At 67.1% G+C, this 26,881-nt stretch carries 30 protein-coding genes and 1 tRNA gene; 16 read left to right on the top strand and 15 right to left on the bottom strand.

The window, feature by feature from the left end; translation table 11 throughout:
* Positions 1-123 precede the first annotated feature (123 nt).
* Both ACSLGO_RS11100 and ACSLGO_RS11095 read left to right on the top strand, forming a co-directional pair.
* Positions 124-723, top strand: coding sequence for a hypothetical protein (locus ACSLGO_RS11100; RefSeq protein WP_436401115.1), 600 nt, complete (start codon positions 124-126; stop codon positions 721-723).
* The gene (locus ACSLGO_RS11095) at positions 720-1,304 is read left to right on the top strand and encodes a hypothetical protein (protein WP_141653619.1); all 585 of its coding nucleotides are present in this window, start codon (positions 720-722) and stop codon (positions 1,302-1,304) included. Before ACSLGO_RS11100 ends, ACSLGO_RS11095 begins: the two co-directional genes overlap by 4 nt.
* Here ACSLGO_RS11095 and ACSLGO_RS11090 read toward each other — a convergent pair.
* From ACSLGO_RS11090 to ACSLGO_RS11080, 3 genes are all read right to left on the bottom strand, one after another.
* Complete coding sequence (locus tag ACSLGO_RS11090) at positions 1,301-1,807, bottom strand: GNAT family N-acetyltransferase (protein WP_436401114.1); 507 nt, start codon at positions 1,805-1,807, stop codon at positions 1,301-1,303. The genes ACSLGO_RS11095 and ACSLGO_RS11090 overlap by 4 nt on opposite strands.
* Before the next feature lie 31 nt (positions 1,808-1,838).
* Positions 1,839-2,213 (bottom strand): nuclear transport factor 2 family protein, encoded by a 375-nt coding sequence (locus ACSLGO_RS11085; protein WP_055242628.1) that lies wholly within the window; start codon positions 2,211-2,213, stop codon positions 1,839-1,841.
* Between the two features lie 143 nt (positions 2,214-2,356).
* A tRNA-Ala gene (locus ACSLGO_RS11080) sits at positions 2,357-2,429 on the bottom strand.
* 166 nt (positions 2,430-2,595) lie between these two features.
* Here ACSLGO_RS11080 and ACSLGO_RS11075 point away from each other — a divergent pair.
* The gene (locus ACSLGO_RS11075) at positions 2,596-3,003 is read left to right on the top strand and encodes a four-helix bundle copper-binding protein (RefSeq protein ID WP_091601223.1); all 408 of its coding nucleotides are present in this window, start codon (positions 2,596-2,598) and stop codon (positions 3,001-3,003) included.
* Here the strand turns inward: ACSLGO_RS11075 and ACSLGO_RS11070 are convergent.
* Positions 3,000-3,527: a mycothiol transferase gene (locus tag ACSLGO_RS11070; RefSeq protein ID WP_152273968.1), complete on the bottom strand. Its 528-nt coding sequence runs from the start codon at positions 3,525-3,527 to the stop codon at positions 3,000-3,002. The genes ACSLGO_RS11075 and ACSLGO_RS11070 overlap by 4 nt on opposite strands.
* A gap of 162 nt (positions 3,528-3,689) precedes the next feature.
* On the opposite strand from ACSLGO_RS11070, the gene ACSLGO_RS11065 reads away from it, so the two are divergent.
* The 9 genes from ACSLGO_RS11065 to ACSLGO_RS11025 all read left to right on the top strand — a co-directional run bounded on the left by ACSLGO_RS11065 (position 3,690) and on the right by ACSLGO_RS11025 (position 13,732).
* Positions 3,690-3,914 carry a hypothetical protein gene (locus ACSLGO_RS11065; RefSeq protein ID WP_263127782.1) on the top strand — a complete coding sequence of 75 codons (225 nt, stop codon included), beginning with the start codon at positions 3,690-3,692 and terminating at the stop codon, positions 3,912-3,914.
* 93 nt (positions 3,915-4,007) lie between these two features.
* Positions 4,008-4,934 carry a metal ABC transporter substrate-binding protein gene (locus ACSLGO_RS11060; RefSeq protein WP_377955138.1) on the top strand — a complete coding sequence of 309 codons (927 nt, stop codon included), beginning with the start codon at positions 4,008-4,010 and terminating at the stop codon, positions 4,932-4,934.
* Positions 4,931-5,695, top strand: coding sequence for a metal ABC transporter ATP-binding protein (locus ACSLGO_RS11055; RefSeq protein WP_436401113.1), 765 nt, complete (start codon positions 4,931-4,933; stop codon positions 5,693-5,695). Before ACSLGO_RS11060 ends, ACSLGO_RS11055 begins: the two co-directional genes overlap by 4 nt.
* Positions 5,695-6,555, top strand: a complete 861-nt coding sequence (locus ACSLGO_RS11050) for a metal ABC transporter permease (protein WP_436401163.1) — start codon at positions 5,695-5,697, stop codon at positions 6,553-6,555. Before ACSLGO_RS11055 ends, ACSLGO_RS11050 begins: the two co-directional genes overlap by 1 nt.
* 15 nt (positions 6,556-6,570) lie before the next feature.
* Positions 6,571-7,284 (top strand): IclR family transcriptional regulator, encoded by a 714-nt coding sequence (locus tag ACSLGO_RS11045; protein ID WP_386917210.1) that lies wholly within the window; start codon positions 6,571-6,573, stop codon positions 7,282-7,284.
* A gap of 164 nt (positions 7,285-7,448) precedes the next feature.
* Complete coding sequence (locus ACSLGO_RS11040) at positions 7,449-9,413, top strand: heavy metal translocating P-type ATPase (protein ID WP_436401112.1); 1,965 nt, start codon at positions 7,449-7,451, stop codon at positions 9,411-9,413.
* A 312-nt stretch (positions 9,414-9,725) separates the two neighbouring features.
* Positions 9,726-12,626, top strand: a complete 2,901-nt coding sequence (locus ACSLGO_RS11035; protein ID WP_436401111.1) for an aminotransferase — start codon at positions 9,726-9,728, stop codon at positions 12,624-12,626.
* A 110-nt stretch (positions 12,627-12,736) separates the two neighbouring features.
* Positions 12,737-13,156 carry a hypothetical protein gene (locus tag ACSLGO_RS11030; protein WP_263127787.1) on the top strand — a complete coding sequence of 140 codons (420 nt, stop codon included), beginning with the start codon at positions 12,737-12,739 and terminating at the stop codon, positions 13,154-13,156.
* Between the two features lie 18 nt (positions 13,157-13,174).
* On the top strand, positions 13,175-13,732 hold the full coding sequence (locus tag ACSLGO_RS11025) for a TOPRIM nucleotidyl transferase/hydrolase domain-containing protein (protein ID WP_325786333.1): 558 nt from the start codon (positions 13,175-13,177) through the stop codon (positions 13,730-13,732).
* Here the strand turns inward: ACSLGO_RS11025 and soxR are convergent.
* Positions 13,729-14,196, bottom strand: coding sequence for a redox-sensitive transcriptional activator SoxR (soxR, locus tag ACSLGO_RS11020; RefSeq protein WP_091601203.1), 468 nt, complete (start codon positions 14,194-14,196; stop codon positions 13,729-13,731). The genes ACSLGO_RS11025 and soxR overlap by 4 nt on opposite strands.
* A gap of 62 nt (positions 14,197-14,258) precedes the next feature.
* Between soxR and ACSLGO_RS11015 the strand changes: the two genes are divergently transcribed.
* Entirely contained in the window at positions 14,259-15,548 is a 1,290-nt protein-coding gene (locus ACSLGO_RS11015; protein WP_325786332.1) for an MFS transporter, read from the top strand.
* A 66-nt stretch (positions 15,549-15,614) separates the two neighbouring features.
* On the top strand, positions 15,615-15,965 hold the full coding sequence (locus tag ACSLGO_RS11010; protein WP_263127789.1) for a nuclear transport factor 2 family protein: 351 nt from the start codon (positions 15,615-15,617) through the stop codon (positions 15,963-15,965).
* Here ACSLGO_RS11010 and ACSLGO_RS11005 read toward each other — a convergent pair.
* A complete protein-coding gene (locus ACSLGO_RS11005) occupies positions 15,962-16,321 on the bottom strand; it encodes a primase-like DNA-binding domain-containing protein (RefSeq protein WP_325786331.1) in 360 nt (119 codons plus the stop codon). The genes ACSLGO_RS11010 and ACSLGO_RS11005 overlap by 4 nt on opposite strands.
* 268 nt (positions 16,322-16,589) lie before the next feature.
* Between ACSLGO_RS11005 and ACSLGO_RS11000 the strand changes: the two genes are divergently transcribed.
* The gene (locus tag ACSLGO_RS11000) at positions 16,590-17,300 is read left to right on the top strand and encodes a TetR/AcrR family transcriptional regulator C-terminal domain-containing protein (protein WP_325786330.1); all 711 of its coding nucleotides are present in this window, start codon (positions 16,590-16,592) and stop codon (positions 17,298-17,300) included.
* Between the two features lie 112 nt (positions 17,301-17,412).
* Here the strand turns inward: ACSLGO_RS11000 and ACSLGO_RS10995 are convergent, their stop codons facing one another.
* The 4 genes from ACSLGO_RS10995 to ACSLGO_RS10980 form a co-directional block, all read right to left on the bottom strand.
* A complete protein-coding gene (locus ACSLGO_RS10995) occupies positions 17,413-18,492 on the bottom strand; it encodes an alkene reductase (protein ID WP_325786329.1) in 1,080 nt (359 codons plus the stop codon).
* 224 nt (positions 18,493-18,716) lie between these two features.
* Positions 18,717-19,415 carry an NADPH-dependent F420 reductase gene (locus ACSLGO_RS10990; RefSeq protein WP_325786328.1) on the bottom strand — a complete coding sequence of 233 codons (699 nt, stop codon included), beginning with the start codon at positions 19,413-19,415 and terminating at the stop codon, positions 18,717-18,719.
* Positions 19,416-19,614: 199 nt separating this feature from the next.
* Complete coding sequence (locus ACSLGO_RS10985; RefSeq protein ID WP_436401110.1) at positions 19,615-20,331, bottom strand: NADPH-dependent F420 reductase; 717 nt, start codon at positions 20,329-20,331, stop codon at positions 19,615-19,617.
* 81 nt (positions 20,332-20,412) lie between these two features.
* On the bottom strand, positions 20,413-21,108 hold the full coding sequence (locus tag ACSLGO_RS10980) for an NADPH-dependent F420 reductase (RefSeq protein WP_263127794.1): 696 nt from the start codon (positions 21,106-21,108) through the stop codon (positions 20,413-20,415).
* A gap of 210 nt (positions 21,109-21,318) precedes the next feature.
* Here ACSLGO_RS10980 and ACSLGO_RS10975 point away from each other — a divergent pair, with 210 nt between their 5' ends.
* Entirely contained in the window at positions 21,319-22,530 is a 1,212-nt protein-coding gene (locus ACSLGO_RS10975) for a hypothetical protein (RefSeq protein ID WP_436401109.1), read from the top strand.
* 27 nt (positions 22,531-22,557) lie between these two features.
* Here ACSLGO_RS10975 and ACSLGO_RS10970 read toward each other — a convergent pair whose 3' ends face one another.
* The 5 genes from ACSLGO_RS10970 to ACSLGO_RS10950 form a co-directional block, all read right to left on the bottom strand.
* On the bottom strand, positions 22,558-22,782 hold the full coding sequence (locus ACSLGO_RS10970; RefSeq protein WP_152273979.1) for a hypothetical protein: 225 nt from the start codon (positions 22,780-22,782) through the stop codon (positions 22,558-22,560).
* A gap of 12 nt (positions 22,783-22,794) precedes the next feature.
* On the bottom strand, positions 22,795-23,664 hold the full coding sequence (locus ACSLGO_RS10965) for a metal ABC transporter permease (protein WP_436401162.1): 870 nt from the start codon (positions 23,662-23,664) through the stop codon (positions 22,795-22,797).
* A 35-nt stretch (positions 23,665-23,699) separates the two neighbouring features.
* A complete protein-coding gene (locus tag ACSLGO_RS10960; protein WP_436401108.1) occupies positions 23,700-24,488 on the bottom strand; it encodes a metal ABC transporter ATP-binding protein in 789 nt (262 codons plus the stop codon).
* Positions 24,481-25,350, bottom strand: coding sequence for a metal ABC transporter substrate-binding protein (locus ACSLGO_RS10955; protein ID WP_436401107.1), 870 nt, complete (start codon positions 25,348-25,350; stop codon positions 24,481-24,483). The genes ACSLGO_RS10960 and ACSLGO_RS10955 overlap by 8 nt, the downstream gene beginning before the upstream one ends.
* A gap of 172 nt (positions 25,351-25,522) precedes the next feature.
* Entirely contained in the window at positions 25,523-26,881 is a 1,359-nt protein-coding gene (locus ACSLGO_RS10950; protein WP_436401106.1) for a hypothetical protein, read from the bottom strand.

Here is a 26,881-nt window from a genome sequence, read left to right as displayed (position 1 = left end):
GCCGCTCCCCGCCGCTGCTAGACTCCTGCACACTTCCTTCTGATGCACGGCGGCTCCAGGCACATCCAGGCACACGGCTGCGGGGCATCGGGAGTCCGGAACCATCCCCGGCTGAGGAGAGTCATGGCCCGGTTACTCCACGAGCTGCGTCGAGCGGGCAGCAGCCTGCGGGCGAACATCGATGCGCGGCGGGGAACCCTTGCACCGCCGCGGGCCAACCACGAAGAAATCCATGCGCGGCTTGAAAGTGCCATGGCCTCAGCCCGCGCCGCCGGACGGACCCTCGAGGAACAGGAACGGGTAGCGGGAGAAACAGCCGCCCACTTCGCCTCGGTGGCCGAGGCGTACCGGCTGCGGCGCGAAGCAGTAGAGACCGTGATGCCGGCCAGTCCGTCCCCTGCGGTGCTGACGCTGGCCGGAACGGCGCGGCGCATGCACTCACTGGCAACTGAACGTGAGGAAATGGCCACCGCCCATTTGTCGGAGATACGTTCCCGGCGGGACAAGGCCCACCAACTGCTGGCAGACCTGGTCAAGGCGCAGGCGGAACTGCGCCTTGCCGTCACCGTGGAGCAAAGCCGGCTGCGGCTGGATGGACTGGGCGGCCTGTCAGCTGAGGTTCCGGCCGGTCCCGGCAACCCGTTCGACATAGAGCTGCGCGAAGCCACCCGGCTGGCGCGGGAAGCAGAAGCCCTGGCAGAGCTGAAAGGCGGATGGGCATGAGTGAAGAATCAAGCGTGCGGGTGGGAGTTCCGTATACGCCGCCGCGGTCCTATTCGGAGAAGGCGGTGAGCCGGCTCGTCTTTACGGCGGCCGTGTTCATCATTTTCGGCGGTTTCAACTTCATCGCCGTGGCACTGGCCATCCTGCTGGTGGTTTATCCGCTCTTTATCCTTCGGGAGCGGCTCGTCCTGAGGCCGCGCCGGGAGGAAACGGAGACCGCCGCCCTGAACGACGCCGTCGCTCAGTTCTTCCCTGCCGCGCCGAAGGTGCAGCGCGAGCAGTGGCGAGAATTGATGACCACCAGGAAGGGGAAGACCTTCCGGTTCAGGGACGACGTCGGCGGGGAGATGCGGATGGTGCGCACCGGGCGCTCATCGCTGGGCGGAAACACAGCGATTGCCGGGCAGCCATGCCGCCCGCACAGTGCCAAGCGCACTGAAATTGAAGTAACCGTCCGCCACGGCGACGTGGGCCTGACGGACTTCGACACCATCATGACCGCATCCGGACGGGACCCCAACATTGCCCGGGCCATCGCGGAGGTCCGCCGGGGCTACCGGCACGGACGTGAATCCGCCTAGCGCAGGTTCATGCCCATCACGGTCCGCGCCGGAATGGGTCCGCCGAAGTCCTCGTCGACCGGAGCCATACCGAGCTTCTCGGCCACCCGTTTCGATGCCGTGTTCTCCGGGTGGATAAGGGCGACCAGCCGGGGTGCCTGCAGCGTTTCGCGGGCGAAGTCCCGGCAGGCGGCCGCGGCTTCTGTCGCGTAGCCGCGGCCCTGCCGGTCGGCGCGGACGTGGTAACCCACTTCCAGTTCGGTGTTTTCGCCGTTGATCTTCTGCCAGGTGAGGCCGCAGTCGCCCAGGAACTCGCCGTCGTGCGTTTCAACGATCCAGAGGCCGTAGCCGTGGCGGGCATAGTTCGCCTCGTTCCAGGCGATCCACTTGGCCGCCTCGTCCCGGGTCTTGGGCGCCGGGTAGTACGTCATGACCTCCGGATCGCCCAGAAGGCCGGCCATGAGGTCAAGGTCCTCCGGCGTCATGTCGCGGAAGCGGAGCCTGGCGGTGTCCTGGGGCAGCATTCCTCCAGCTTAAACCGGGCTGCAGGGCTGGCTAGAAGTACCCGTTGTCATTAATGGGCGGATAGATCTCCTTGGGAATCGGCTGGATGACGTCCCAGTGCTCAACCACCTTGCCGTCTTCAACCCGGAAGATGTCCACGATGGCCCTGCCTTCTTCGCCCGGAACCCGGCGGGAATGAACGTGCAGTGCCACCAGATCGCCGTCGGCAATTGCGCGCTTCACTTCGTTGCGGCCGTCCGGGTAGTTCTCGCGCAGGTAGGTCACAAAGCGGCGGAATGCCTCGGGGCCGTCCGCGACCCAGGGGTTGTGCTGGATGTAGGTGTCCCCCAGGTACGCCATGGCGCCCTCGACGTCGCGGTTGTTGTATTTCTCGTAGAAATCGAGGACCAGTTCCTTGTTGTTCACGCTCTTCCCTTCATGTGATGCGCGTTACATGCTGCGGCCAATATAGGCCGGAGCGCTCCCCTGCCGCCTATTTGGGCGCTTCACATTCGGGCACAAAAAAGTCCCGTCCTCCCCGCTGGGCGGAGAGGACGGGACAGATCCTGTGGAGCTTAGGGGAATCGAACCCCTGACCTTTTCATTGCGAACGAAACGCTCTACCAACTGAGCTAAAGCCCCAAGCCTGAACCGGAGAACCGGCCATGTCAGGCTACGCCGATTCTATGCACCCGCCTAGTCCGGGGGCAAAATGCCGCACGGTCCTTGAGGGCCTCGCCGGCACTTGGCTAGGCTCGCGGCATGCCCGCGCCGGCCCCGGCAAGCCACCGAGAACAAGGAGCACGCGATGAGCCTGATCAAAGACATGCTGACGTCCCACCCGGCAGGGAACTCCACCGTGGACATGGATGCACTGGCCGCCTGCATCGAGGCGTGCTTCGACTGCGTCCAGACGTGCACTGCCTGCGCGGATGCCTGCCTGGGCGAAGACATGCTCGGGGACATGGTCAGCTGTATCCGCACCGACCTGGACTGCGCGGAGGTCTGCGGAGCCACCGGGAAGGTGCTGGCGAGGGCCGGGAAGAACTACGCCTCCGCCGTCGAGCTTGTCCGTGCCTGTGCGGCGGCCTGCCGCCGGTGTGCCGGGGAATGCGAGCAGCATGCCTCAGCCCACGATCACTGCCGCATCTGCGCCGAAGCCTGCCACCGCTGCGCCGCAGCCTGCGATGCGCTGCTGCTGACCATCGCTTCCTAGCTGGAACCGGAGCTGGAACCGGAGGTGAGCATGCCCCGCACGTAGGCGGCCTGCCCCACATGCTCCAGGCAGTCTGCCAGGGAACTGATTAGCCGCACACCGAGCGTGACGGGCGGATCCCAGGACGTGTCCACCACACGGTCCAGATCCGCGGCGGACAGGCCGGACACGAAAGCCACCGTCCGGGCACTCACGGCGTCGTAGTAGCCCTGCAGGACCTCCGCGGACTGCACCTGCACCTTGGCGACCTGTTCGGACGTGTGCCCATATCCCGTGTCCTCAGCCTCCAGCGGGAGCCCAACCCGGTCAACCCAGCCCTCGGCCGTCCACACCTGCTGGTGTCCGGCGACGTCAGCAACCTGCGCGTCCTCCACCCGGGCCAGGTGCCAGATGAGCCAGGAGATGGAGTTCCCGTCCGGGTACGGCCGGGAGTTCAGCTCCTTCGCGCTCAGCCCGTGCACCACCCGCCGCACGGTAGAGGGAAGCCGGCCGAATGCGTCAACTAACAGCTCGCTCGATTCCATGGATGTTCCTCCGCAGGTTGGAAGTGGTTGCACGCCACTGTGCCAGTTCGGCGCCGCGGACAAAAGGGATGTCCGACGGCGGCGGGTGCGGCATGGGCGTACCCGGCAAGTATTTACCCGGAACGGGGTGGCAGACGGCCTCCGCGCTTCTACACTGACCGGATGGAGTGGATCGATGAACGTCCCACTTGGCTGCCGCCCATCCCGCCCCCGCACCGCGGACGGGCCCGGATCGTGGCGGGGGTGCTGCTGGTCAGCGCCGTGATGATCGCGGTGATGGCTACGGCCTTCGTGGGCGGCACCATCTCCATGTACCTGTGGTGGCCGCTGGCCGGCGGACTGCTGCTGCTGGGTTCGGGCCTGCTGAGCCGCCGCCGCCTTCCCTAATGTGTCTGACCAGCCTGCGCTCATCCGCCTGATCGAACAAAGTTCGGCATACCGAACTTGTTTAATCAACCTGCCGAACTTATGGTTTTCGGCATGAACTCCAACTCCCGCCTCCGCCGGCTGGCGGCGTTGCCGGCCGCCGCACTCCTGCTCTCGCTCACCGCCTGCTCCGGCACCGCGGCGTCCAACAACAGCAAACCCGTAGTCCTGACCACCTTCACCGTGCTGGCGGACATGGCCGAGAACGTCGCCGGCGACCATCTCCAGGTCGAATCCATCACCAAGGCCGGCGCCGAAATCCACGGCTACGAACCCACCCCGGGAGATATCCGCAAAGCCTCCGGGGCAGACCTCATTCTGGACAACGGCATGAACCTCGAGGCCTGGTTCGAACAGTTCACCGCAGGCCTCGACGTTCCCCGGGTGACAGTCAGCGACGGCATTGACCCGGTGGACATCGCCGAGGACGCCTACCAGGGCCTGCCCAACCCGCACGCCTGGATGTCCCCGCTGAACGCCCAGGTCTATGTGGACAACATGGCGGAGGCCTTCGCCGAGCTCGATCCGGACAACGCGGAAGCCTTCCGCTCCAACGCCGAGGGCTACAAGCAGGAACTGCAGGCCGTCCAGGACGAACTGGTCACCGAGCTCGGCACCCTGCCGGAACACCAGCGCGCACTGGTCACCTGCGAAGGGGCATTTTCCTACCTCGCCCGCGACGCAGGTCTTCGCGAGCGCTACATCTGGGCGGTCAACGCCGAGCAGCAGGCCACCCCGCAGCAGATCGCCGCCGCCATCGAATTCGTCCGGGCGAACCGGGTTCCCGCCGTCTTCTGCGAGTCCACCGTCTCCGACGCCCCAATGCAGCAGGTGGTAGGGGCCACCGGCGCCGCGTTCGGCGGTGTCCTGTACGTCGACTCGCTCTCCGAGGAGGACGGCCCGGTGCCCACGTACCTTGACCTGATCCGGCACGACACCCGGACCATCATCAGCGCGCTCACCGGGACCGGTGCACAGTGAGCGCCGCACTTGAACTGGACTCCGTGACGGTTACGTACGACGACGTTACGGCGCTCGACGGCGTCAGCCTCACCGTCCGGCCGGGCCGGGTCTGCGGGCTGGTGGGCATGAATGGCTCCGGCAAGTCCACGCTGTTCAAGTCCCTCATGGGCCTGGTGAAGCCATCCGCCGGAACCGTCAGGCTCAGCGGAATGCCTCCTGCCAAGGCACGCAAGGCCGGCCTGGTCGCCTACGTTCCGCAGAGCGAGGCCGTGGACTGGACCTTTCCGCTCAGCATCCGGGACGTGGTGATGACCGGACGCTACGGACATATGGGCCCCACCCGCCGGCCGCGCCCCGCCGACCGGACCGCCGTCGCCGATGCCCTGGCACGGGTGGAACTGACCGGCCTGGCTGACCGGCAGATCGGCCGCCTGTCCGGCGGACAGAAAAAGCGTGCCTTCGTGGCCCGCGGAATTGCCCAGGGGGCATCGGTGCTGCTGCTCGATGAGCCCTTCGCCGGCGTCGACAAGCGGTCAGAGGCAACCATCACTGCCCTGCTTCGTGAACTCGCGGCGGACGGACGGACCGTCCTCGTCTCCACGCACGACCTGCATGCCCTCCCCCAGCTGGCCGATGAAGCCGTGCTGCTGATGCGCCGGGTCCTGGCGCACGGATCCCCGGACGAGGTCCTCCGGCCGGAACAGCTGGCCCGCGCGTTCGGCCTGAACGTCCTGCCGGACGGCACACCGGCACCCGCACCGGAAGGAGCCACCCCGTGATTGACCTGCTGGCCGAACCCCTGGCCTATGACTTCATGCTCCGCGCCCTGGCCACCGCCGTCGTCGCGTCGGTGGTGTGCGGGGTGCTGTCCTGCTGGCTGGTGCTGATTGGCTGGTCGCTCATGGGCGACGCGGTGTCCCATGCCGTGCTGCCCGGCGTCGTGCTGGCGCACGTGGCCGGCGCGCCGTTCGCGCTGGGCGCGGTGCTGTTCGGATTCCTGGCGGTGGGACTGATCGGCCTGGTGCGGGACACGAGCCGGATCAAGGAGGACGCGGCAATCGGCATCGTCTTCACCACGCTGTTCGCCGCCGGATTGGTGCTGATTTCCGTGACGCCGAGCCAGACGGACCTGAACCACATCATCTTCGGCAACCTGCTGGGCGTGAGCTCCGCGGACCTGGCGCAGGTCGCCGTCCTGGCCGCTCTGACCCTGGCCGTGCTGCTCTTCAAGCGCCGCGACTTCACCCTGTACGCGTTCGACCCAACCCACGCCCACGCCGTCGGGCTTAATCCGCGGCTGCTCGGCGCGGCGCTGCTCGGGCTGCTGGCGCTCACCGCCGTCGTGGCGCTGCAGGCCGTGGGCGTGGTCCTGGTGGTCGCGATGCTGATCATCCCCGGCTCCACGGCCTACCTTTTGACCGACCGGTTCAGCCGCATGCTGCTGATCGCACCGGCGCTGGCGGCGGGCTGCGCGGTGGCCGGCATCTACGCCAGCTATTACCTGGACACCGCCACCGGCCCCATGGTGGTTCTGGCGCAGGGCACGGTTTTCGCCCTGGCGTACCTTTTCAGCCCACGTCAGGGAGTGGTTGGCCGTGCGGTCGGCGCCAGGAAGCGGCGCCGTGCGGCAGCCGCCTGAGCCTATGATGGGCGCATGACTTCTGTGTCCTCCGGTTCCGGCTCCCAGTCCCAGACCCTGTCCCGCGGGATCCAGGCACTGGAACTCCTGGCCGAATCGGAGACGCCGCTGACCATCGCCGAGCTCTCCGCCGGCCTGGGCGTGCACCGCTCCATCGCCTACCGGATCCTGCGCACGCTGGAGGCGCACTCGCTGGTGATGCGCGACGACGCCGGCCGGGTTTCGGCCGCGCCCGGACTCGCCGCGCTGGCCCGGGGAGTGTCCCGTGACCTGCAGTCCGCCGCGCTCCCGGAGCTGACCGTGCTTGCGAATGAGCTGTCCATGACCGCGTTCATCGCGGTGTGGGACCAGCACGACTGCGTCACCCTGGTCACCGTTGAACCCCGGCACAGCCGCACTGCCCTGATCCAGCGTCCGGGCACCCGGCACTCCTTTACCGCCGGGGCACCCGGGATCGCGATCCAGTCTGCCGTGTCCGAGGAGCACTGGAACCGGCTGGCCCCGGGCCAGCCGTACCGCGAAGAGGCCCGGCTGGCCCGGCGCCGCGGCTACGCCACCAGCCACAGCGAGGTGATCGACGGCGTGGGCTCGGTTGCCGTTCCGGTGCAGGTCCCCGGCCAGCTCCCGGCGTCCCTGTCCGTGGTGTACTTCGGCACCGGCAAGGACGACGCCGGAATCGGTGCGCGGCTGATCGAAAGTGTCCAGCAGATCGAGGCGCAGCTGCACTAGGTTTCGCAGGCTTCCGGCGCAGTATGCCTTTCCGCTCCGGTTTGTAACGTTTGCTCCGCTCCGCGGCGGAGCGATCTTCCAAAGCGGAGCGATTCCGCAGCCGTCTGGGTTAGGCAAGCATTCTCTTGCTGGAAACTGGAGCGGAAGGGGCCTAAAACGAAAGCATGGCCCATCATCATGCGTCTACGAACACGGCAGCCGCGCGCGTCAAAACGGCGGTTCGGAACTATCCGGTTGTCGCGGCAACCGTGGTGGTGCTCGGCGTCGTCCTCATCCTGTGGGGAACCGGGGCGTCCGGCCCTGCGCAGTGGATCGCCAGCCTGTACACCCTGGGGATCGTGGGCATCACCGGCTACGGCATGGTGCAGGACATTCGGCGCGGGCATTACGGCCTGGACATCCTTGCGGTCATCGCCATGCTCGCCACCGTCGCGGTGGGTGAATACATCGCGTCCCTGATCATCGTGCTGATGCTCTCCGGCGGCGAGGCGCTGGAGGACTACGCCGCCGGCCGGGCCAAGGGGGAACTCGATGCCCTGCTGGACCGTGCCCCGCAGATCGCGCACCGGCTGCCGTCCGGCGCCGACACGGGCGGGAACCCGGCCTCCGGTAAACCGGCTGCCGAACTGGCCGAGGACATTCCGGCCACCGAGGTGACGGTGGGCGACATCCTGCTGATCAAGCCCTCCGAAGTGGTGCCCGTCGACGGCGTGCTGCTCTCCCCCGCCGCGGCGATCGACGAATCTTCCCTGACCGGTGAGGCGATTCCGGTCTCCCGGGCAGCCGGAGACTCGGTGATGAGCGGTTCGGTCAACGGCACCCACGCGGTACGCATCCGGGCCACGGCGACGACGGCGGACAGCCAGTACCAGCGCATCGTCGCCCTGGTGCAGGAAGCCTCGGAGTCCAAGGCTCCCGTGGTGCGCCTGGCAGACCGCTTCGCAGTTCCCTTCACGATCGTTTCCCTGCTCATCGCCGGCATTGCCTGGGCGGTGTCCGGGGATCCGGTGCGGTTCGCCGAAGTGCTGGTGCTGGCCACCCCGTGCCCGCTGCTGATCGCTGCCCCCGTGGCGTTTATGGGCGGTATGAGCCGCTCCGCCCGGCACGGCATCATCGTCAAGGGCGGCGCGGTGCTGGAGCAGCTCTCCGCCGCGAAGAGCGCCGCGTTCGACAAGACCGGCACCCTCACCTACGGCCGTCCGGAGCTGGTCTCGGTGAACCCGGTCAACGGCTTCACGGGCGACGAGCTGCTGGGACTGGCGGCGTCGGCCGAGCAGTATTCCTCCCATGTGCTCGCAGCCTCCGTGCTGGCTGCCGCCGAGGAGCGCGGCCTTCCGGTCCAGCCTGCGGAGACCGCCCAGGAGGTGGCGACCAACGGCGTCGAAGCATTCATCGGCGGGCGGACCGTGCGCGTTGGAAAACGCCGGTTCATCGAGGAAGTGGACGGTTCAACGCAGGCCGTGGACCTGGCGCCCGGCCAGATGGTGGTGTACCTGAGTGTGGACGGGCGCTTCGCAGGCACGCTGATCCTCAGCGACACGGCCCGGGAAAACGCTGCGGCCACCCTGGAACGGCTGCGTGGGTTGGGCATCCGCGAAACCGTGATGCTCACCGGCGACGGCCAGGCCACCGCCGAGAGCATGGCCCGCACGGTGGGCATCTCCTCGGTACGGGCCGAGCTGCTCCCGGAGGACAAGGTGAAGGCCGTGGCGGAGCTGCCGCTGCGTCCGGTGATCATGGTGGGCGACGGCGTCAACGACGCGCCCGTGCTGGCAGCCGCCGACGTCGGAATAGCCATGGGCGCCCGCGGATCGACGGCGGCAAGCGAGTCTGCTGACGCCGTGATCGTCGCGGATGACATCTCCAAGGTCGCCACCGCCATGGACATCAGCCAGCGGACCATGAAGGTGGCGCTGGGCAGCATCTGGCTGGGCATCGCGCTGAGCGTGGTACTGATGCTGGTGGCTGCTTTCGGGTACATTCCGGCCGTAGCCGGCGCGCTCACCCAGGAACTCGTGGACCTGGCCACCATTCTCAACGCACTGCGTGCCCTGCACGGCAAGACCCTGTTCCGCCGCGCGGGCACACCCGCCGCCGTGAAGTCGGCTCCGGTTGCGGGGTCCGTGTAACCGGGTTTGCTGCGACCGTCCTTCCCACGCTCTGTGACCCGCGGGACGGATGAGGTCACATCAGCCACCACGCGTCACGGCGCGTGGGAAGCCCTGCCCGTCTCGACCCTCCTTCCCACTCCCTGTAACTGACGGGACGGATGAGGTCCCATCAGCTACCACGCGTCACGGCGCGTGGGAAGCCGGCGGGCAATCCAGGCCCCGGATGCCCGTTCCTGCGTCATAATCCCCGGATTCGTTGAAGGCCTGATCAGCGCGCGAATACGATGGCGGATCATCGCTTGAACACCGCCATGGACCCGGGAACTGAACATGTCTGCACTGATTGCGCCTGAAGGCCTGCCCCGTCCCGCTGTTTCCGCCGACGACGCCGTCCGCCTGGCCGCGGAGTTCTACGGCGTCGGGACAGCCCAGGTAAAAGAACTGGGCAGCCAGCAGGACCGAAACTTTCGGCTGACTGCCGCAGACGGCGTCCGGCAGCTCCTGAAGATCAGCAACCCGGCCTTCACCCGCCCGGAGATCGAAGCGCAGAACGCTGCCATGGAATGCCTGGCCGCCGCCGGATTCGCCGCCCCGCTGCCGCAGCTGTCCGTCAACGGCGAACCGGTGGAAAGCACTGTGATGGGCGGGCAGAAGCACTGCCTGCGCCTGCTGAGCTACGTGGAGGGAGCCCCCGTCATAGACCGGCCGCACCTGGGACCGGCCCTGCGGTCCGCTCTTGGCGACTGGCTGGGCCGGGCCAGCACGGCGCTGGCCGGGCTGGAGCACCCCGGGCTGGACCGGTCCCTGCAGTGGGACCTGCGGCACGGCGAGGAAGTTGTCGCTGCACTGGTTCCCTTTGTCCGCGCCGAATGGAAACAGGACCTGCTGCTCCGGACGCTGGAGCGAATCAGCAGCACGCTGGCCCCGCTGAAGGACCAGCTTCCGGTCCAGGCCGTGCACGGTGACCTCACGGATGACAACATCGTCTGCGCTTCAGGCCCGCGCGGCAGCGTGGAGCTGACCGGAATCATCGATTTCAGCGACGCGATGTACAGCTGGCGGGTAGCCGAACTGGCCGTCGGCTGCTCCGCACTCTTCCACCACGATCCGGTCAATCCGCTCACCGTGCTCCCCATGATCCGGGCCTTCCATGCACGGGCACCACTGTCCGACGCCGAGGTGCGGGCACTGTGGCCGCTGATCGTGCTGCGCGGGGCGGTGCTGGCGGTCAGCGGCGAACACCAGGTCACCATCGACGCCGGCAATGACTACGCCTCCGACGCGCTGGACCGTGAATGGGCCATGTTCGAGGTCCCAGCCCGCTACGACTGGAACGCCGCCGAGGCCTCCATCCGGGGAGCGCTCGGGATGGAGCTGCCGTCCCCTCCCGACACGTCAGCCTGGCTGCCGCTGGTGCCCGGCCTGCCGGTCCCGGCTCCGGTGGACTTCAGCTGGGACAGCGAGGAGTTCAGCAACGGATCCTGGCTGGACGGCGCAGCCGAAGAAGAACGCATCTTCGCCGAAGCCGCGGGCGCGGTGCTAACCCGGTTCGGGGAAGCCCGCCTCACCCGCGCCGCCGTGAACAGTGCCGAGGAACCGGCGAACACAGCCATCGCAGTCGAACTCCGGGCCCCTGTGCCGGCGGCGGTGCACACCCCCTTCGCAGGAACCCTCTCCGCCGCACCGGACGGAACCGTCCGGTTAGAAGGCGCGGAGGCCGTCGTCGTGCTTTCCGGTGTTCAGCTGGAGGCGGGTCCCGGACCGGTGGACGCCGGGGCCCGGCTCGGAACAGCGAACCAGCTGACCGTGTGGGTGCAGCTGCCGGGTGCCTATTCCGCCGCAGAAACACCGCCCCGGTTTGTGAAGGCGTCTGAGTTCCCCGGCTACGCTGCGGGTTTCCTGGATCCCTCAGCCCTGTTTGGCCTCCCACCGGCCACACCTGCAGCGGACGAAGCCCTGCTGGAGCGCCGGACGAATGCCTATGATGCCCTGCAGTCGCATTACTATGAGGCCCCGCCGCGGATCGAGCGCGGCTGGAAGGAACACCTGATCAGCACCTCCGGGCGGCATTACCTGGACATGGTGAACAACGTGACCTCGCTGGGGCACGGGCACCCGGTGGTCGCGGAGACCGCCGCACGGCAATGGCGGCGGCTGAACACGAACTCGCGGTTCCACTACGCCTCCGTGGCCGAACTGTCCGAACGGCTGCTGGCCAAGGTTCCAGACTCTTTCGATACCGTGCTGCTGGTCAACAGCGGCTCCGAGGCCGTGGAACTGGCGCTGCGGCTGGCCAAGGCGTTCACCGGCCGGGAAGACGTTTTGTGCGTGCACGAGTCCTATCACGGCTGGTCGCTGGGAGCCGATGCGGTTTCCACCTCTGTCTCGGACAACCCGCGGGCGCTGGAAACCCGGCCGGACTGGGTCCACATCGCCGACGCTCCGAACGCCTACCGCGGCCAGCACCGCGGTGAGGGTGCGGGCGCTGCCTACGCCGCCGACGTCGTGCGCCAGCTGCAGCGCCTGCACGACGCCGGCACTCCGGTGGGCACGTTCATCGCCGAGCCGCGCAACGGCAACGCGGGAGCAATCGGCACGCCGCCGGGTTACCTGGAGCAGGTGTACGCCGCGGTCCGCGGGCAGGGCGGGGTGAATATCTGCGACGAGGTGCAGATGGGTTACGGACGTCTCGGCAGGCACTTCTGGGGCTTCGAGGAACACGGCGTGGTGCCGGACATCATCACCATGGCCAAAGCGATGGGCAACGGGCACCCCCTCGGTGCGGTGATCACCCGGAAGGAGATTGCTGCGGCGCTGGCCGGGGAGGGCTCCTTCTTCTCCTCCGGCGGCGGCAGCACACTCAGCAGCCGGATCGGCGTCACCGTGCTGGACGTGATCGAGAAGGAACAGCTGCAGGAAAACGCCGACGCCGTGGGGCAGCTGCTGTCCCAGGGGTTCCGGGAACTGATGGACCGGCATGCGCTGATCGGTGCGGTGCACGGCATGGGCCTGTACCAGGGGGTGGAGTTTGTCCGGGACCGGCAAACACTGGAACCGGCTCCGGAGGAGACCCGGGCCATCTGCGAGCGCATGCTGGAGCTGGGCGTGATCGTGCTGCCTACGGGCGACCGGCAGAACATCCTCAAGGTCAAGCCGCCGCTGTGCTTTACAGAGGAGAGTGCTCGGTTCTTCCTGGCCATGCTGGACCGGGTGCTGGCCGAGGGCTGGTAAGCCCTCACAGTCCGCAAGAATGCGTACTGTACGCTGTCGATTCATCAGGTCACCGTGGACCAGCCGCCGTTTTCGCCTTGCAGCTGGACTGCCAGAACCCGGGAGGCACCATGCGCTTGAAATTCCTCGCCGCCGCAAGCGCCGCGGCCCTGCTGCTGAGCGGCTGTTCCCAGGCCACCGCGACGGAGGAGGTCCTTACAGTTGAGGACGGCCTGCCCGTCCACCCGGCCCCGGAGACCGGTCTGGGTTCCATGGAGGGGTTTTCCTCCACCGGTGTGACAGCCACCTTCACCGCCGAAGGACCGACGGTCGCCGCGTATCTGGCCTGCGGCTCCGAGGAGGAACCCCAGGGTGAACTGCGGCTGCAGGTGACCGGCCAGGAGGCCCGCACGGTGCCCTGCGGGACCACGGAGAGTCCCACCCGTACGCTCTTTGATAACTTCCCGCGGGGTGCCGCGTTTGATGTCACCGTCGAGTCCGTGGATGAGCCGCTGTCCTTTGCGCTCGTCCTCACCGATGCCTCCCGCTAGGGCAGCCATACTGGAGGCATGCACTCGACGACGGTACTGGTCGAAGGCGAGAGCGACCGGCTGGCACTCCAGGTGCTGGCCGGCCGCTCCGGGCTCGACCTTGCGGCGGGAAACGTCGCTGTGGTGCCGATGGGCGGTGTCACCAACGTCGCCCGGTTCCTGTCCCGGTACGGGCCCGACGGCGCCGGCCACCGGCTGCTCGGACTCTGCGACGAAGCGGAGGCCTGGTACGTCCGGCGGGCATTGGACCGTGCGGGCATAGGATCCGGAGACCTCCCCGGGCGGGGATTCCAGGTCTGCCGGTTGGACCTGGAAGACGAACTGATCCGGGCGCTCGGCCCCGGCGTCGTTGTGGACATCATTGCGGCTGAGGGCGAACTGGCGTCCTTCCGGCTCCTGCAGCGCCAGCCTTCGCTCCGCGAACTGGCCCTGGAGGAGCAGCTGCACCGCTTCCTGGCCGGCCGCTCCGGCAATAAGATCCGCTACGCACCGCTGCTGGTGGGCGCCCTGGACCCAGCGAACGTTCCGGAGCCGCTGGCCCGGCTGGTGGCGGCGATGTCGAGGCCGGCCTCCTAGGCCTCCGGGCTCTTCCGGCGGCCCGACCAGCGGGCACCCGAGCCCTCCTCCGCCGCCTGGTCCTGCGGGTTAAGGATGCCGCAGGCAGTCATCGAGAGACAGCCGCAGCCGATGCAGTCTTCCAGGGACATCCGGAGGCCCTCCAGCTCCGCGATCCGCTGGTCGATCCGCTCTTTCCACGGCTGGCTCAACCGTGCCCATTCTTTGGGGGACGGCGCCCGGTCGATCGGCAGCTCCGCCATGGCGGCCTGGATTTCCGCGATGGTGAGACCGATTTTCTGTGCGGCGGCAATGAATGCCAGGCGGCGAAGGACCGTGCGGTGGTAGACCCGGCGCCCGGCCACCCGCCGAGGGCTGTTTACCAGTCCGCGTTCTTCGTAATAGCGGATGGCGCTGACCGCCAGGCCGGAACGTGCCGACACCACGGAGATGGGCAGCAGGGCTTCGGGTTTGGGCTGGGTCACAGCAACAGGCTACGCGGGTTCCGCTTGCGCTCAAGTGAACTTGAGCACATACGGTCACCGTCATGTCCCGTACCCTTTCCTTCTCCTACCTGGAGGCGCTGAAGAACAAGCGCCTGGCCGCCTTCCTCTCCGGTGACCTCGTGTCCCGGATCGGTGACGGCATGACGCTCGTAGCGCTGCCTGTCCTCGTTCTGGGTCTGCCGTCTGAAGTGCCGCCGGCGGTCAGGCTGTCCCTCGTGTACGCAGTGCCGCTCGCCGCCCCGCTGATAGTCAGTCTGTTCTTCGGACTGGGAACGAAGCGTTTCGATCCGGCAGTCACTGTTGCTGCCGACTCCGCCCTGCGCATCCTTTTCTACGGTCTGGCTGCGGGGCTGGCGCTGGGCGGAACACTGACGTTCGGCTGGCTGCTGGCACTGCTCAGCGCCGGGTCCGTGCTTCGCTCGCTGGGGGCGGGTGCCCGCCGTCTTTTCGCCCTGGGTCTCGCCGGTCCGCAGGGATCCTACGCTGTCAACGGGATGATCGGCCTGTCCCTGGGCGCTGGAATGTTCGTCTTTGGCCCCGCCTGCGGCGGCCTGCTCCTCCTCTCGGGATCGGCGGCCCCGGCGCTGCTCGCAAACGCCGGCACCTACGTCGCCTTGCTCGCCGCGGTGCTGGTCGTCCGGCATTCGAGCGCGCAACCCGGCCCCCGTCCGGCGGACCCGCCGGCAGCCGTCTCAGGCTGGTCGATCCTCCGAAGCAAACCCAGGATCCTGCGGCTCTTTGCCGTGCTTTTCCTGTACGACCTGTTCTACGCGCCGGTCGAGATTGCGATGCCCCTGCTGATGCTCCATGACCTGGACCAGCCGTCAACGGCACTCGGAACAATCTGGGCCTGCTACGGGTTCGGCGCTCTCGCGGGGGCCGTCGCGGTCAACTATCTTCGCCGTTTCCCGCCGGCACCCGTACTGGTGGCGGTAATTGCCGGGTGGGCGCTTTGCGTAGCAGCGCTGGGCCTGTCGGGCACCGGCGCCGCGGCGTTCGCCGCCTTCGCCGCCGCGGGATTCGTGTACGCCCCGTTCAATCCCCTGGTCTTTGTGGTCCTGCAGAGCCAGTTGGCAGACCATGAACAGCAGCCCGTCTTCACGCTCTGGACCGCGGGCCTAACCGCCGCCCTCCCTCTCGGCCTGGCGCTTGGAGGACCGCTGGTCAGCATGGTCGGCTCCAGGCAATCCCTGTTCCTCTCAGCTGCAGTTTCGCTGGGCCTGGCGCTGGCCGCGCTGGCGATACTGCGGCACGAACTGTGGCCGGCGTCCTCCCGTCCCCGAAGCCGCAGGAAGCGCTCGGCTGTTCCTGCAGCGGGCAAAAACGGCTAGCGTAGCCAGCATTCGGTACCCGGTTTCGGATAATCCGGTACCCCGGATGCGAAGGAAGGTCCGGTCATGAGCACGCAGCAGGAACTGGTTACCAAGTACCTGGATGGCTTCCGCCGCAGTGACCACCCGGCGATCCTCGCCTGCCTGACGGACGACGTTGTGTGGCGCATTCACGGGTCTCGTACCGCCCGCGGCAAGGCGGAGTTCGACGCCGAGATTGGCGAGCCGGGCTTCGAGGGCTCCCCGGACCTCAGCATGGAGCGCATGGTCACCGAGGGCAACACCACTGCCATCATCGGCGCGGGCCACGGGGTACACCGAACCATCGGCCCGGTCTTCTTCAACTACTGCGATGTCATCACGTTCCGGGACGGCCTGATCAGCGAGATCGACTCCTACATTGTGCCCGTCGCCTAGGCGTCAATGGGGAAAGTCTGCGCCTCAGATGGTGCTGGAATCAGGCGCGTATCCGAAGCCAGCACACTGTTGCGGCCCGGCCCCTTGTCCGTCTCTAGGATGTATTGGATCGGGATGGGCCCGGTTGCTGCCACGCCGGTGAACACGCTTTCCTGGCGGCGAATTCCGGAGCCGATCCCGTCTGCCCGGACCAGGCGGGAGAAGATGGGGGCGGCAACAGCCGTGCCGCCGCTGCGTTCACACCAAATGCTGTACATGCCGTAAAGGTCTGCGACGGGAAGTACATCGCTGTCGTCCAAGTCCCGGACGGTGCATTCGGCGAGGAACTGGCGAACCTGCTGCGTAGTGGTATCCATGATGCTCAGCTCTGAAGAATTATGCGGTGATGATAGGAGGGTCCGGGAACCACGTGGTGGTCCGGATGCCGCCGTTGTCCTGGGGCGGACTGGTGCGGACTTGGAGTGCGCGGGCGGAGCGGGTTGCGGGTGAGGCAGCACAGTAGCTGGGGACTGGAAGCCATGATCGGTTCTACACCGTAGACGCTAGCTGTAGACTGCCCGGTAAGCAACCTTACGGATAGAGTTCTGACGAGCGATTTCCCTACGAAGGAACGGAAACAGACCCATGGCGCCGCCGCCGCGAAGGCCACCCGAACCCGACTCCGCCAAGCCGAGGCTGAACCGGGACCTGGTGCTCATCACGGCCCTGCGGCTGGTGGACACTGGTGGGCTGGAAGCGCTGAGCATGCGCCGCCTGGGCCAGGAACTGCAGTGCGATCCAATGGCCCTGTACCGCTACGCAGCCAGCCGCGCGGAACTGCTGGACGGCGTCACCGAACTGGTACTGAACGAACTTGTGATTGATGCGGATACTTCGGACTGGCAGGAGCAGCTGCGCCGGACAGCTCATGCCGTCCGGCGGCTGGCGCTCCAGCACCCTAACGCCGTGCCGCTGCTGGTCACCCGGCCGCTGTCCACTCCGCTGGGGATGAGGCCGCTGGGAATGCTGCGCCCGCTGGAGCTGATCCTTACCCTGTTGATCCGAACCGGGTTCACGCCGCCGGATGCACTGCACGTCTACCGTGCGTACTACGGATTCCTGTACGGGCACATCCTCAATGAGCTGCAGGAAACCGTGGTGAATCCGGAGGAAGAGGAACCCCTGCTCCGGCTGGCGCTTTACCGCCTTCCACCGCGGGACTTCCCCCGGCTGCGGGAGCTGGCACCGGTCCTGGCAGAGTACGACGGCGCGGCGGAGCTGGACGCGGGGCTGGATATCCTGCTCTCGGGGCTGGCACAGAAACTCAAGACAGATCCGGCCGACCACAGCCGCTAACCCCCCGGCCCTCCCCCGAGGAGAAAATCCGTTGCATCGAGAGGCCAGTCACGGCTCGTATGGGACCTCAAATGAGCCGTAACTGGCCTCTCGGCGGTTGGGAACGGGCTGGCTAGGAGACCGGAGCCAGCTCCGGGTAATCGGTGTAACCGGCGGCGCCGTCCGTGTAGAACGTGGCGTAGTCCGGCGCGTTCAACTCGGCACCTTCCTGCCAGCGGCGTGCCAGGTCAGGGTTGGCGAGCGCGGGACGGCCGACGACGACGGCGTCCGCCAGGTCCTCGTCCAGCAGGGCGAGCGCGGACTCGCGGGTGGTTTCCACGCCGAAGCCCGTGTTCAGCAGGACGGGCCCGGCGAAGCGGCGGCGCAGTTCCTGGACCAGGTCATCGGCCGGGTCCTTGTGCAGGATGCTCAGGTAGGCGGGCTTCAGCGGCGCGATGCCGTCCACCAGGGCCGTGTAGGTAGCAAGGACGTCTTCGCGGTCGGTTTCCAGCACGTCCTGGATGTTGTGTTCCGGCGAGATGCGGATGCCGGTGTGCTCGGCACCGACGGCCTCGACGACGGCGTGAAAGGCCTCGAGGACAAAGCGGGCCCGGTTTTCCGGGGAACCGCCGTAGGAGTCGGTGCGGGTGTTGGAGACCGGCGAGAGGAATTCCTGCAGCAGGTAACCGTTGGCACCGTGCAGCTCAACGCCGTCGAACCCTGCCTTCATGGCGTTCGCCGCGGCGGACGCGAATTCCTGGGCGACGCCGGGCAGTTCAGCCTCGGTCAGCGCGTGCGGCACCGGGTAGGGCTGCTTGCCGTCATAGGTGTGCGCTTCGCCGGAGAGTGTGATGGCACTGGGAGCCACGGGCTGGCGGCCGCCGTTGACGTTTTCGTGGGCCACCCGGCCGGAGTGCATCAGCTGGGCGACGATCCGGCCGCCGGCTTCATGCACGGCGTCGGTGACGCGCTTCCAGCCGGCGACGTGCTCGTCGGTGACCAGGCCTGGCATGCGGGTGTTGCCCTGTCCGGTGAAGGAGGGATAGATGCCTTCGCTGACAATCAGGCCCAGGGAGGCGCGCTGGCGGTAGTAGTCCACCATGATGTCGGTGGGGACGCCGTTCAAGTCGGCGCGCATGCGGGTCAGCGGTGCCATCACCAGCCGGTTGGGCAGTTCCATGGCGCCGACGGACAGCGGGGTAAACAGGTTCACTGGGGCAGGTACTTTCTCTCGACCGCATCAGGGCAGGGATTGTCCCGACGTTCGTACACCCAGCGACAACCCAATGCCCCGGGGCGGATATTCCAGCAGCCGCCAAGATCACATCCCGCTAGCTCCGCCCGGCTTCGGCCCTTGGCACTCCGTATCTGACGGAACCCGAATTGGCCGGTGCCCGTTCCCGGCTGCTGGAGCTGGCCGAGCCCGCCTGACCGGAGCTACCCGCGGGCCCTTTCCTGCGGCGCCCGCTCCAGGTTGCGGATGAGCTGACCGCGGGTTTGCCCGTCGATGGAGTTGTTCCACGCCGGGGATCCGGGTGCGGAGCGCCAAGATTCGTTCAGCGGGCTGTTGTCCACGGTGTCGAAACCCAGCTGGTCGTAGAGGCGGGTTACCAGTTCGACGGCGTCCGGGTAGTTACTGGAAACGCTGAGCGCCTTGCGGTCCGGCGCACCGGAGGGACGGGCCAGGCGGAACAGACCCGGCAGGTTGTCGCTGGGAACCCGGATGGGGGAACGGGCGTGGTGCTGGATGTGGGAGAAGGCCTTGGCTATCTTCGAGGCGGGCAGCTGTTTCTGGCGCAGCTCGTGGACAGTCCTGAGTCCGGAATCGATCTCCGGATAGTTGCCGTCCCGCCAGATCATGTAATTGTTGGTGTCCAGCACGATCTTCCCGGCGAGTTCCGCGGCCGGCAGCTGATCATCCGGCCGGTATGGAAAGGCCAGGACCACGAAGTCCCCGGCGGCGGCGGCCTCGGCTGCCCAGGCGGAGCGTGCACCGCGGCCCAGGGAACGAACAAGTCCCTGCAGCGCCAGGGGGTTCTGCGAATTCGCGATGACGATGTCATAGCCGGCGGCGAGGGCAGCGCGGGCGATGGTACTGCCGGCCTGCCCGGCGCCGAGAATGCCGATGGTTGTCATAACTGGTCTCTCCTGGCTCAGTCCTGTGGTCTGGGCACAACGCTAGGACCGGGTGCCGCTGGCAGCCAGACTCCCCCTGAGCCCAGGGACCGGCAGGACCCCTCTGGACTGCCGGGCGGTTACTTCCCGCTGAAGACCGGAAACCTTCCGGACATGCCGTAATCCCGAACGTCCATCCGCTGCAGGTCCGGCGCGGGACCTAGAACCGGCGCTCTGCCACGTTCACCCGGGTGGCGGCGTCGAGCGCTGACTGGACCTGGTCCGCCGGAGTCGGGCCGGGAGGCGTGTCCATGAGCTGGTCGTCGGACACGGTGGGGTCGGAGAAGTAGACCCGTCCGTAGGCCGGGGTTTCGGGTTCGAACCGCCAGCTTTCGGCGAGCGTCCCGGCGTCCACCGCGTCGAAACCGATTGCGTTGAGGATGGCTTCCGCCTCGGCCTTGGCGGCGGCGTTGTCGCCCGCGATGGGCAGGGCGGAGCGGTCCGCGGCGCCTTCAGGCCGGGCGAGCGCGGGGATGTGCGCGGCCGTGATGTTGTTGAAGACCTTCACGTACTCCGCGGTGCCGAGCTGGTCCCGCACCATCTCGCTGCTGGTGACCGTGCTGGTGACAAGTTCCTCGATGCGTCCGTCGCGGGAGGGGTAGTAGTTGCTGGTATCCAGCACCAGCTTGCCGGCCAGCAGGCCTTCGGGCAGGTCCTTCACGGCCTTGAGCGGGATGGAAAGCACGACGGCGTCGCCCAGGTTCGCGGCCTCTTCCGCCGTTCCAGCCTTGGCCAGCGGGCCCAGCTCCGCCACCAGCTCCTGCAGGGATTCCGGGCCGCGGGAGTTCGCGACCACCACGTTCATGTCCGCCGCGACGGCCAGCCGGGCCACGGCCGATCCAATGTTTCCGCTTCCGATGATTCCCAGTGTCGCCATGAGCACGTCCCTTCAGTGGTGGTTGTGGTGTGTGCAAGCAACGGCAGCCGCACGGAAATTCCCGGTATCCGCAGCCGGACCTCAGGCCACGGGCGCGGTTGCTCCCGCGAGTTCGCGCAGTTCCGCTGCAGTGAGCCGGGCACCGAACGCGGGGCCGCCGGGCTGCAGGAAGGCGGTCCCGGCCAGGGAATCCACCGGAACCGGGTCATAGCCGATGCGGTCCACGAGGGCGGAAACCAGGGCGACGGCGGCGGAATCCTCTCCGGCCACGGCCAGGCCCCGGCGTTCCGGATGGCCTGCGGGGCGGCGGTCCGGTTCCAGGTGGTGGTAGCCGGTGTGGCTAAAGGTCTTCACGACGGCGGCACCGGGGAACATTTCCTGCACCACTTCGGAGGACGGGCGGTCCCCGGCCGCGAAGGCGGGGATCTCGCCGTCCACCGGCGGCCAGTAGTTCATGGTGTCTATGACCACGCGGCCGGCCAGCAGGGCGGGATCGATGGTCTTCAGCCGGTGCAGGGGCAGGGCCAGAACCACGATGTCAGCGTCAGCAACGGCGTCGTGGGTCCACTTCGGTTCGGCGCCGGGGGTGACGAAGTCGATCATCAGTTCCAGCCGGGCGGGGTTCCCGGAAGCACTGAGTGACACCCGGTAGCCGGATTCAAGCAGCGAACGGGCGATGGCGGTGCCCGCCTTGCCCGCGCCGATCACGGCTATGTGCAGTGACTCCGGGGCGGCAGGTGTGGAGGACTGGTCATTCGTGGCCTGAAGAGGGGTCATGCCATCGCTAACACAGCCCGGCGCACGGGCATTCCCCCTGGTATCCAAGCCCACAGCGGGCGACAGACCCGGGAACTATTTGCGGCGCCGTCTTTACAGCGCCCTCCGCCGGCGTGACCATGGGCCCATGGCCTCTGTGCCGTGATGCCTGCCACCGCTGCCGGGATCAAAACCGCTGTGTTCGTCTGCAGATACCTGAAAGGCAACGCAATGAGACCTCCTTCATCCCAGAGGCGGGTTCTTCCCGCCGTGCTCGCCGCCCTGCTGCTGCTGCTCCTGACCGGCACCGGCGCCTTTGCCTCGGCCCCCAAGTCACTGACGGCTGCACCCTACGGGGACAATGACGGTTCGGGTCCCCAGTTCTACAGCGGACTGAACGTCAATGTGAGCGACGACGTGTCCGGGGACGTGTACGCGTCCGGCCAGCGGATCACCATCTCCGGCAATGTCACGGGCGATGTCATCGCCGCGGGCCAGAACATCAACATCACCGGAAACGTGGACGGCAACGTGCGCCTGGCCGGGCAGGATGTGACAATCAGCGGGGAAGTGTCCCGCAGCGGCACCATTTTCGCCTCGACCGTCGACGTCACGGACACCGGCTCCTTCGGCGATGACCTGGTGGGTGCCGCGGGGGACATCGACATCGCCGGCGAGGTTGGCAGAGACGTCGCGGTGGGCGTCGGTGACCTCACGATCGACGGGACAGTGGGCGGCAACGTCACCTACAACTCTTCAAACGAAGCGGACATTGCCGACGGCGCGGTCAGCGGCACCACTGAGCAGATTGTTCCCCAGCCCAATGAGGAACCGACTGCCGGTGAAAAATTCGCAGGATGGCTGCTCGGCCTGCTCTACGCGCTGGTTGCCCTCAGCCTGATCACCGCCGCAGCGGGCTGGCTCCTCCCCCGGCTGCTGCACCGGGTGACGGACCAGCTGATCCCCCGGCCCTGGAAAGCGCTGCTCGTGGGCTTCGTGGCGTTCATTGTTGTTCCGCTGGTGCTGCTCCTGCTGTTGTTCACCGTCATAGGAGCGCCGCTGGCCCTGACTGCCCTGCTGGTCTGGCTCACGCTGATGCTCGCCACGTTCGTCTTCGGCGCCTACTACATTGGCCGGCTGATCTTCCGCGACCGCCGGCACCCTGTGATCATGGCGCTCGTCGGCGGGGTGGTCCTCATTGTGGCGCTGCAGATCCCGTGGCTGAACGTCCTGGTCTGGTTCACCATGGTGTTCTTCGGCCTGGGCGCGCAGCTGCTGGCTCTTTACGAGAAGCGTCCGTGGCGCCGCGAACTGCGCGCAGCCGGCAGCCCGGGCACGGGTCCGGCGGGCACTACCGGGTACGACGGCGGACAGCCCCCGCCGCCGGTCCAGCCACCTCCCGTGCAGCCACCTCCCGTGCAGCCTCCGCCTCCGGCGCGGTAGGCCGGGCGGCAGGCAGGGCCGGGCGGGCTACCGCGGCTCGGGAGCAGGCTCCTGCCAGCCGCCGCGGTGGGTCATGGACGGCGGCGCCGGTTCCGGTGCCCGCCAGATGACTATCAGCAGCGTGGCAACCGGACCGAGCAGGATGGAAACGAGGAACCAGACCCAGCGTGAGCGGTTCTTCTGTTCGGCCAGGCCCGCGTTAATCACGGCCAGCGTGAACCAGAAGGTGCTTTGGGTTACATAGTTGTCCATCGGGACACCCAATCACACTTGGGCCTCCGCCGTTGCGCCGCGCTGCACGCGGAACTGAACCGTTCGGATAAGCGGGCGAATGGCTGCCAGGAGGCCATAGAGGCCAACGGACAGCATGGTGATGACCGCCCCCGGCGAAAAGGAATGGAAGTAGGTGACGGAAAGCCCGGTCACACAGACGGTTCCGCCCAGACCCATCGCCAGCCCCATGGTTCGCCGGAATGAGGCGGTAAGCAGTTGAGCCACGGCGACCGGAACGATCATCAGCGCGGAAACCAGGAGCACCCCCACCACCCGCATCGAAATGGCCACCGTCAGGGCGGCAGTCACCGCCACCAGGATGTTCAGCAAGCGGACGGGCAGGCCGCTGGCCCGAGCGAATTCCTCGTCATGGCAGAGTGCAAAAAGAGCGGGCCGCAGGCCCAGCCCCACTCCGAGAATCAAAGCGGCAAGCCCGGCGGTCAGCCACACATCCAGCCCGTCAACCGTTGAGATGGAACCGAAAAGATACCCCGTGAGGTTGGCTGAGGTCCCGCCGGCGACGCCGATCAGAAGCACGCCGCCGGCAATCCCCCCGTAGAAAAGCAGGGCAAGGGCTACGTCCGCACTGCTCGTGCCCCTGCTGCGGACGTATTCAATGAGCAGTGCCCCGGCCACCGAGGCCAGGACCGCCCCCGGAACCGCCCACGCCTCCACGTTTGCACTGCCCGCTGCGGCGCCGGCGAGCCAGCCCATAGCCACGCCGGTAAGTGCCACGTGACCAATGCCGTCGCCCAGCAGGGCCAGCCGCCTCTGGACCAGGTAGGTTCCAATCCCCGGCGCCGCGGTTCCGACAAGGACGGCGATGACCAGTGCCCGCTGCATCAGCGGGCTGACGATCATGGCCCCAAGGGTGTCCCAGAATTCTGTCCCCACAGTCACCGCCGTCCGCCCGGTCCGTGTACCGGGTACCCGTTGAATACGGTTCCCGGCAGCGCATCCGGGTGGTGATGGCCCGGTTCAGCCGGCTGGTGTACGGGAGGAGGCCCGTCCTGGACTACCTGTCCCTGAGAAAGGGTGACGGCTCGTCCAACCAGCGGGCGCAGCTCGGCCAGCTCGTGCAGGACCACGATGATGGTGGCTCCGGCGCGGTGCCGCCGCTGCAGGCTGGCGGCAAGGGCCGTCTTGGAGGCTTGGTCGATGCCGGACAGCGGTTCATCGATGACGAGCAGGTCCGGCTGGCGGATGAGTGCCCGGGCGATGAGGACGCGCTGCTGCTGTCCGCCCGAGAAAAGGTGCACGCTGTCCCTTGCCCGCTCAGCGAGTCCCATTTCCGCCAGGGCGTCCCGGACCTGCCTGCGGCTGCCGGGCCCCGGACGGAGGCGCCGGTTGGTGAGCAGACCGGATGCAACCACCTCTTCGGCGGTTGCAGACATGGAGGGGCTGGAGCTGACACGCTGCGGGACGTACCCGATGCGTGGCCAGGGAACGGACCGACGTGCGCTGACGTCCGTTCCAAAGAGTTCCACCCTCCCGGAAGCCAGCGGTGTAAGCCCGATGAGAGCCTTGACCAGCGTGGTTTTGCCCGAGCCATTGGCTCCCAGCAGGGCCAGGGCCTGCCCGCGCGGTACCTGCAGGTCTATCCCGCGAAGGATCGGCCCTGTTCCGAGGTCGACTCGAACGTCCTTAGCACGGACAACGGAGGGTTCAGCGGAATGGTTACTCACAACCGAGAGCCTCCTGAAGGGCGGAGAGGTTGCTGCGCATCACTGAGAGGTAGTCGGTACCGGGGTCGGTGAGGGATTCGAGTGGGTCCAGGACGGCGGTCCGGATCCCCAGGTCTGCTGCGATGGTCTCGGCCACTTTCGGATTCACGAGAGACTCGGTGAAGATCGTCGTCACGTCGCTGCCCTCGATCACCCGCTGGATCTTGGCCACCCTGGCAGGCGCAGGTTCCGCTTCGGGATCAATCCCGGCAATCCCGGCCTGCTCAAGGCCGTAGCGGCTGGCCAGGTATCCGTACGCTTCGTGGGATACAACGATCGTCCGCCGCTGGCACGAAGCCAGCCCGGCGGTGTACTGCTCGTCCAGTAGCTCCAGGTCCTGGATGAGTTCTTCAGCGTTTTCGGTGTACGCCGAAGCGTGTTCCGGGTCGATGTCGCTTAGGGTGGCCCGCACCTGCTCGGTCACGGCCGCCAAGCGGAGGGGATCGAGCCAGAAGTGCGGATCAGCAGCGCTGTGTCCCGATCCGGCGCTGAGGCTGGTTCCGTCACTTGCCTGCAGGTCGGCTGTCCCGGCGACGTCGAGTGCGTGCTCGGGGGCGGTCTGCTGCACCGCCGCGTCGACTGCCGGCTGGAACCCGGAGGCATACACAACGAGGGAAGCGGCAGCCAGGTCGCTGACCATCGCCGGGGAAAGTTCAAGGTTGTGGGGTTCCGCACCCGGTGGTGTCAGCGAGCTGACGTCGACGGCGTCCCCTCCAACCGCCTGCACCACGAACTGCAGCGGATAGAAGGACGCAAGGGCTTCCAGGGAGGCACTGCCCTCGGCAGCTGCTCCATTGCCGGCAGTGCATCCGGACAGGAGCATTGCCGACAACGTGACAGGCAAGATGAGTGAACGACGCAGACGGGACGTCATCGAATTCCTAACAGTGGTCGGTAGTGTTCCCGGCGGCCCCGGTATGTCCGGGGCCGCCGGGAACTGGGCCGGACGCGGTGATGGTCAGCCTGCTGCCCGGCCCGCAGTGGGGCTTTCGGTCTTAGCTTTCGGCGTGGTCATGCCCCGCGTGGTCATGCCCCGCGTGGTCCTCCTCGTCGCGGGCGGCGGTCTCCGGGTCACCGGTCACAATGGCAAGTTCCAGGGGTGTCTCGGGCAGGTCGAAGCTGTCCAGGACGGCACCCGCTTCGACGTCGATGACGTGCAGTTTTTTCGCCGCGGCATCAGTCACGTAGGCGAAGCCGTCGGCGCCAACCTTGACCACGGGACCGGGCTGCTGCCATTCCTCCGGTTCTTCCCAGGGTTCCACGACGTCAATCTCGTGGATGACGGCGCCGGTGTCCGCGTCCAGGATGTTCAGCTGCCCGTCGTAGGTCAGAACCAGGGCTTCGCCGTCCGCACCGCGGGCGAGGGAACGGAACCAGTACGCGGATCCGAGATCCACGGTGGTGACCGAGTCGGTCAAGGTATCGAAAAGGCCGATGCGGGTGGGGCGCTCTTTCTCAGCATCCGGGTCGGTTTTGTAATCCCCGAGGATGACTGTTGAGTCATGGTGGCCAAAAAGGTTGCCGGAGCGCTGGTAGTCCTCTTCGACGGCTACCTTGTGGAACGCTCCGTCACGGTAGATGACTGGACCGTTTTCGCAGCCCAGCGCTACGACGTCGCCGGTGGCCGTGGGCTTGGCGGCCGCTTCCCCGTGGACTCCGGGGCAGTCCGTGGTTTCGGCAACGAGGTCTCCTGACGGGGAGAGCACCTGCACGGTGTTGCGCGCGTCGGCGGTGCCCTGGGTGAGGAGCAGGTCTCCGCTGCTCAGGGGCACGGCCACTCCGTGGTGGGCCGTCTCGGTGGAGAACTTCTCGATCTCATCGTCGCTGATCTCTCCGTCGTGGATGTCATGGGAGTCCACAACGGTTATGGCTCCGGTGCCGTCGGAGAACAGTGCCGTCTTGCCGTCGTGAATCACCACGTGGCCCGGTTCCGGGGCCTCGATGGTCTGCCCAGTGAGGCGGGGATCGCTCACGAAGTAGTGGTTGTGGTCGCCGTGTCCCTGAACCACCAGGCCGGTGTCGAAAAGGCTGAAGCCCTTTCCTCCGCTCACCATGACGTGGCGGCCGTCTCCGGCGTTGTTGACCCGCAGGAAGCCGTCCAGCTCGGTGGTGTCCAGGACCTCGCCGGACTCTGTGTCCAGGGTGAGAACCCCGCCGTCGTAGGTCAGCACGGCCCGTGGTGCCAGGGCAGAGACTTCGGTTTGGCCTTCAGCCCCGGTAAATCCATCCCCGGATCCGGAACCGGCGTTCTCGCTGGCCGCGGACCCCGGTGGCGGAGTAGTTGAACAGGCCGATAGCAGGAGCGCTGCGGCAATAGCTGTGGACAGAGCGACGGATGATTTCGAAGTGAACAT

The organism is Arthrobacter sp. IK3 (assembly GCF_051337705.1).
GTDB lineage: Bacteria > Actinomycetota > Actinomycetes > Actinomycetales > Micrococcaceae > Arthrobacter_B > Arthrobacter_B koreensis.
The sequence above is the reverse complement of the archived record's forward strand: the minus strand, read 5'-3'. Positions and strand labels throughout refer to the sequence as shown.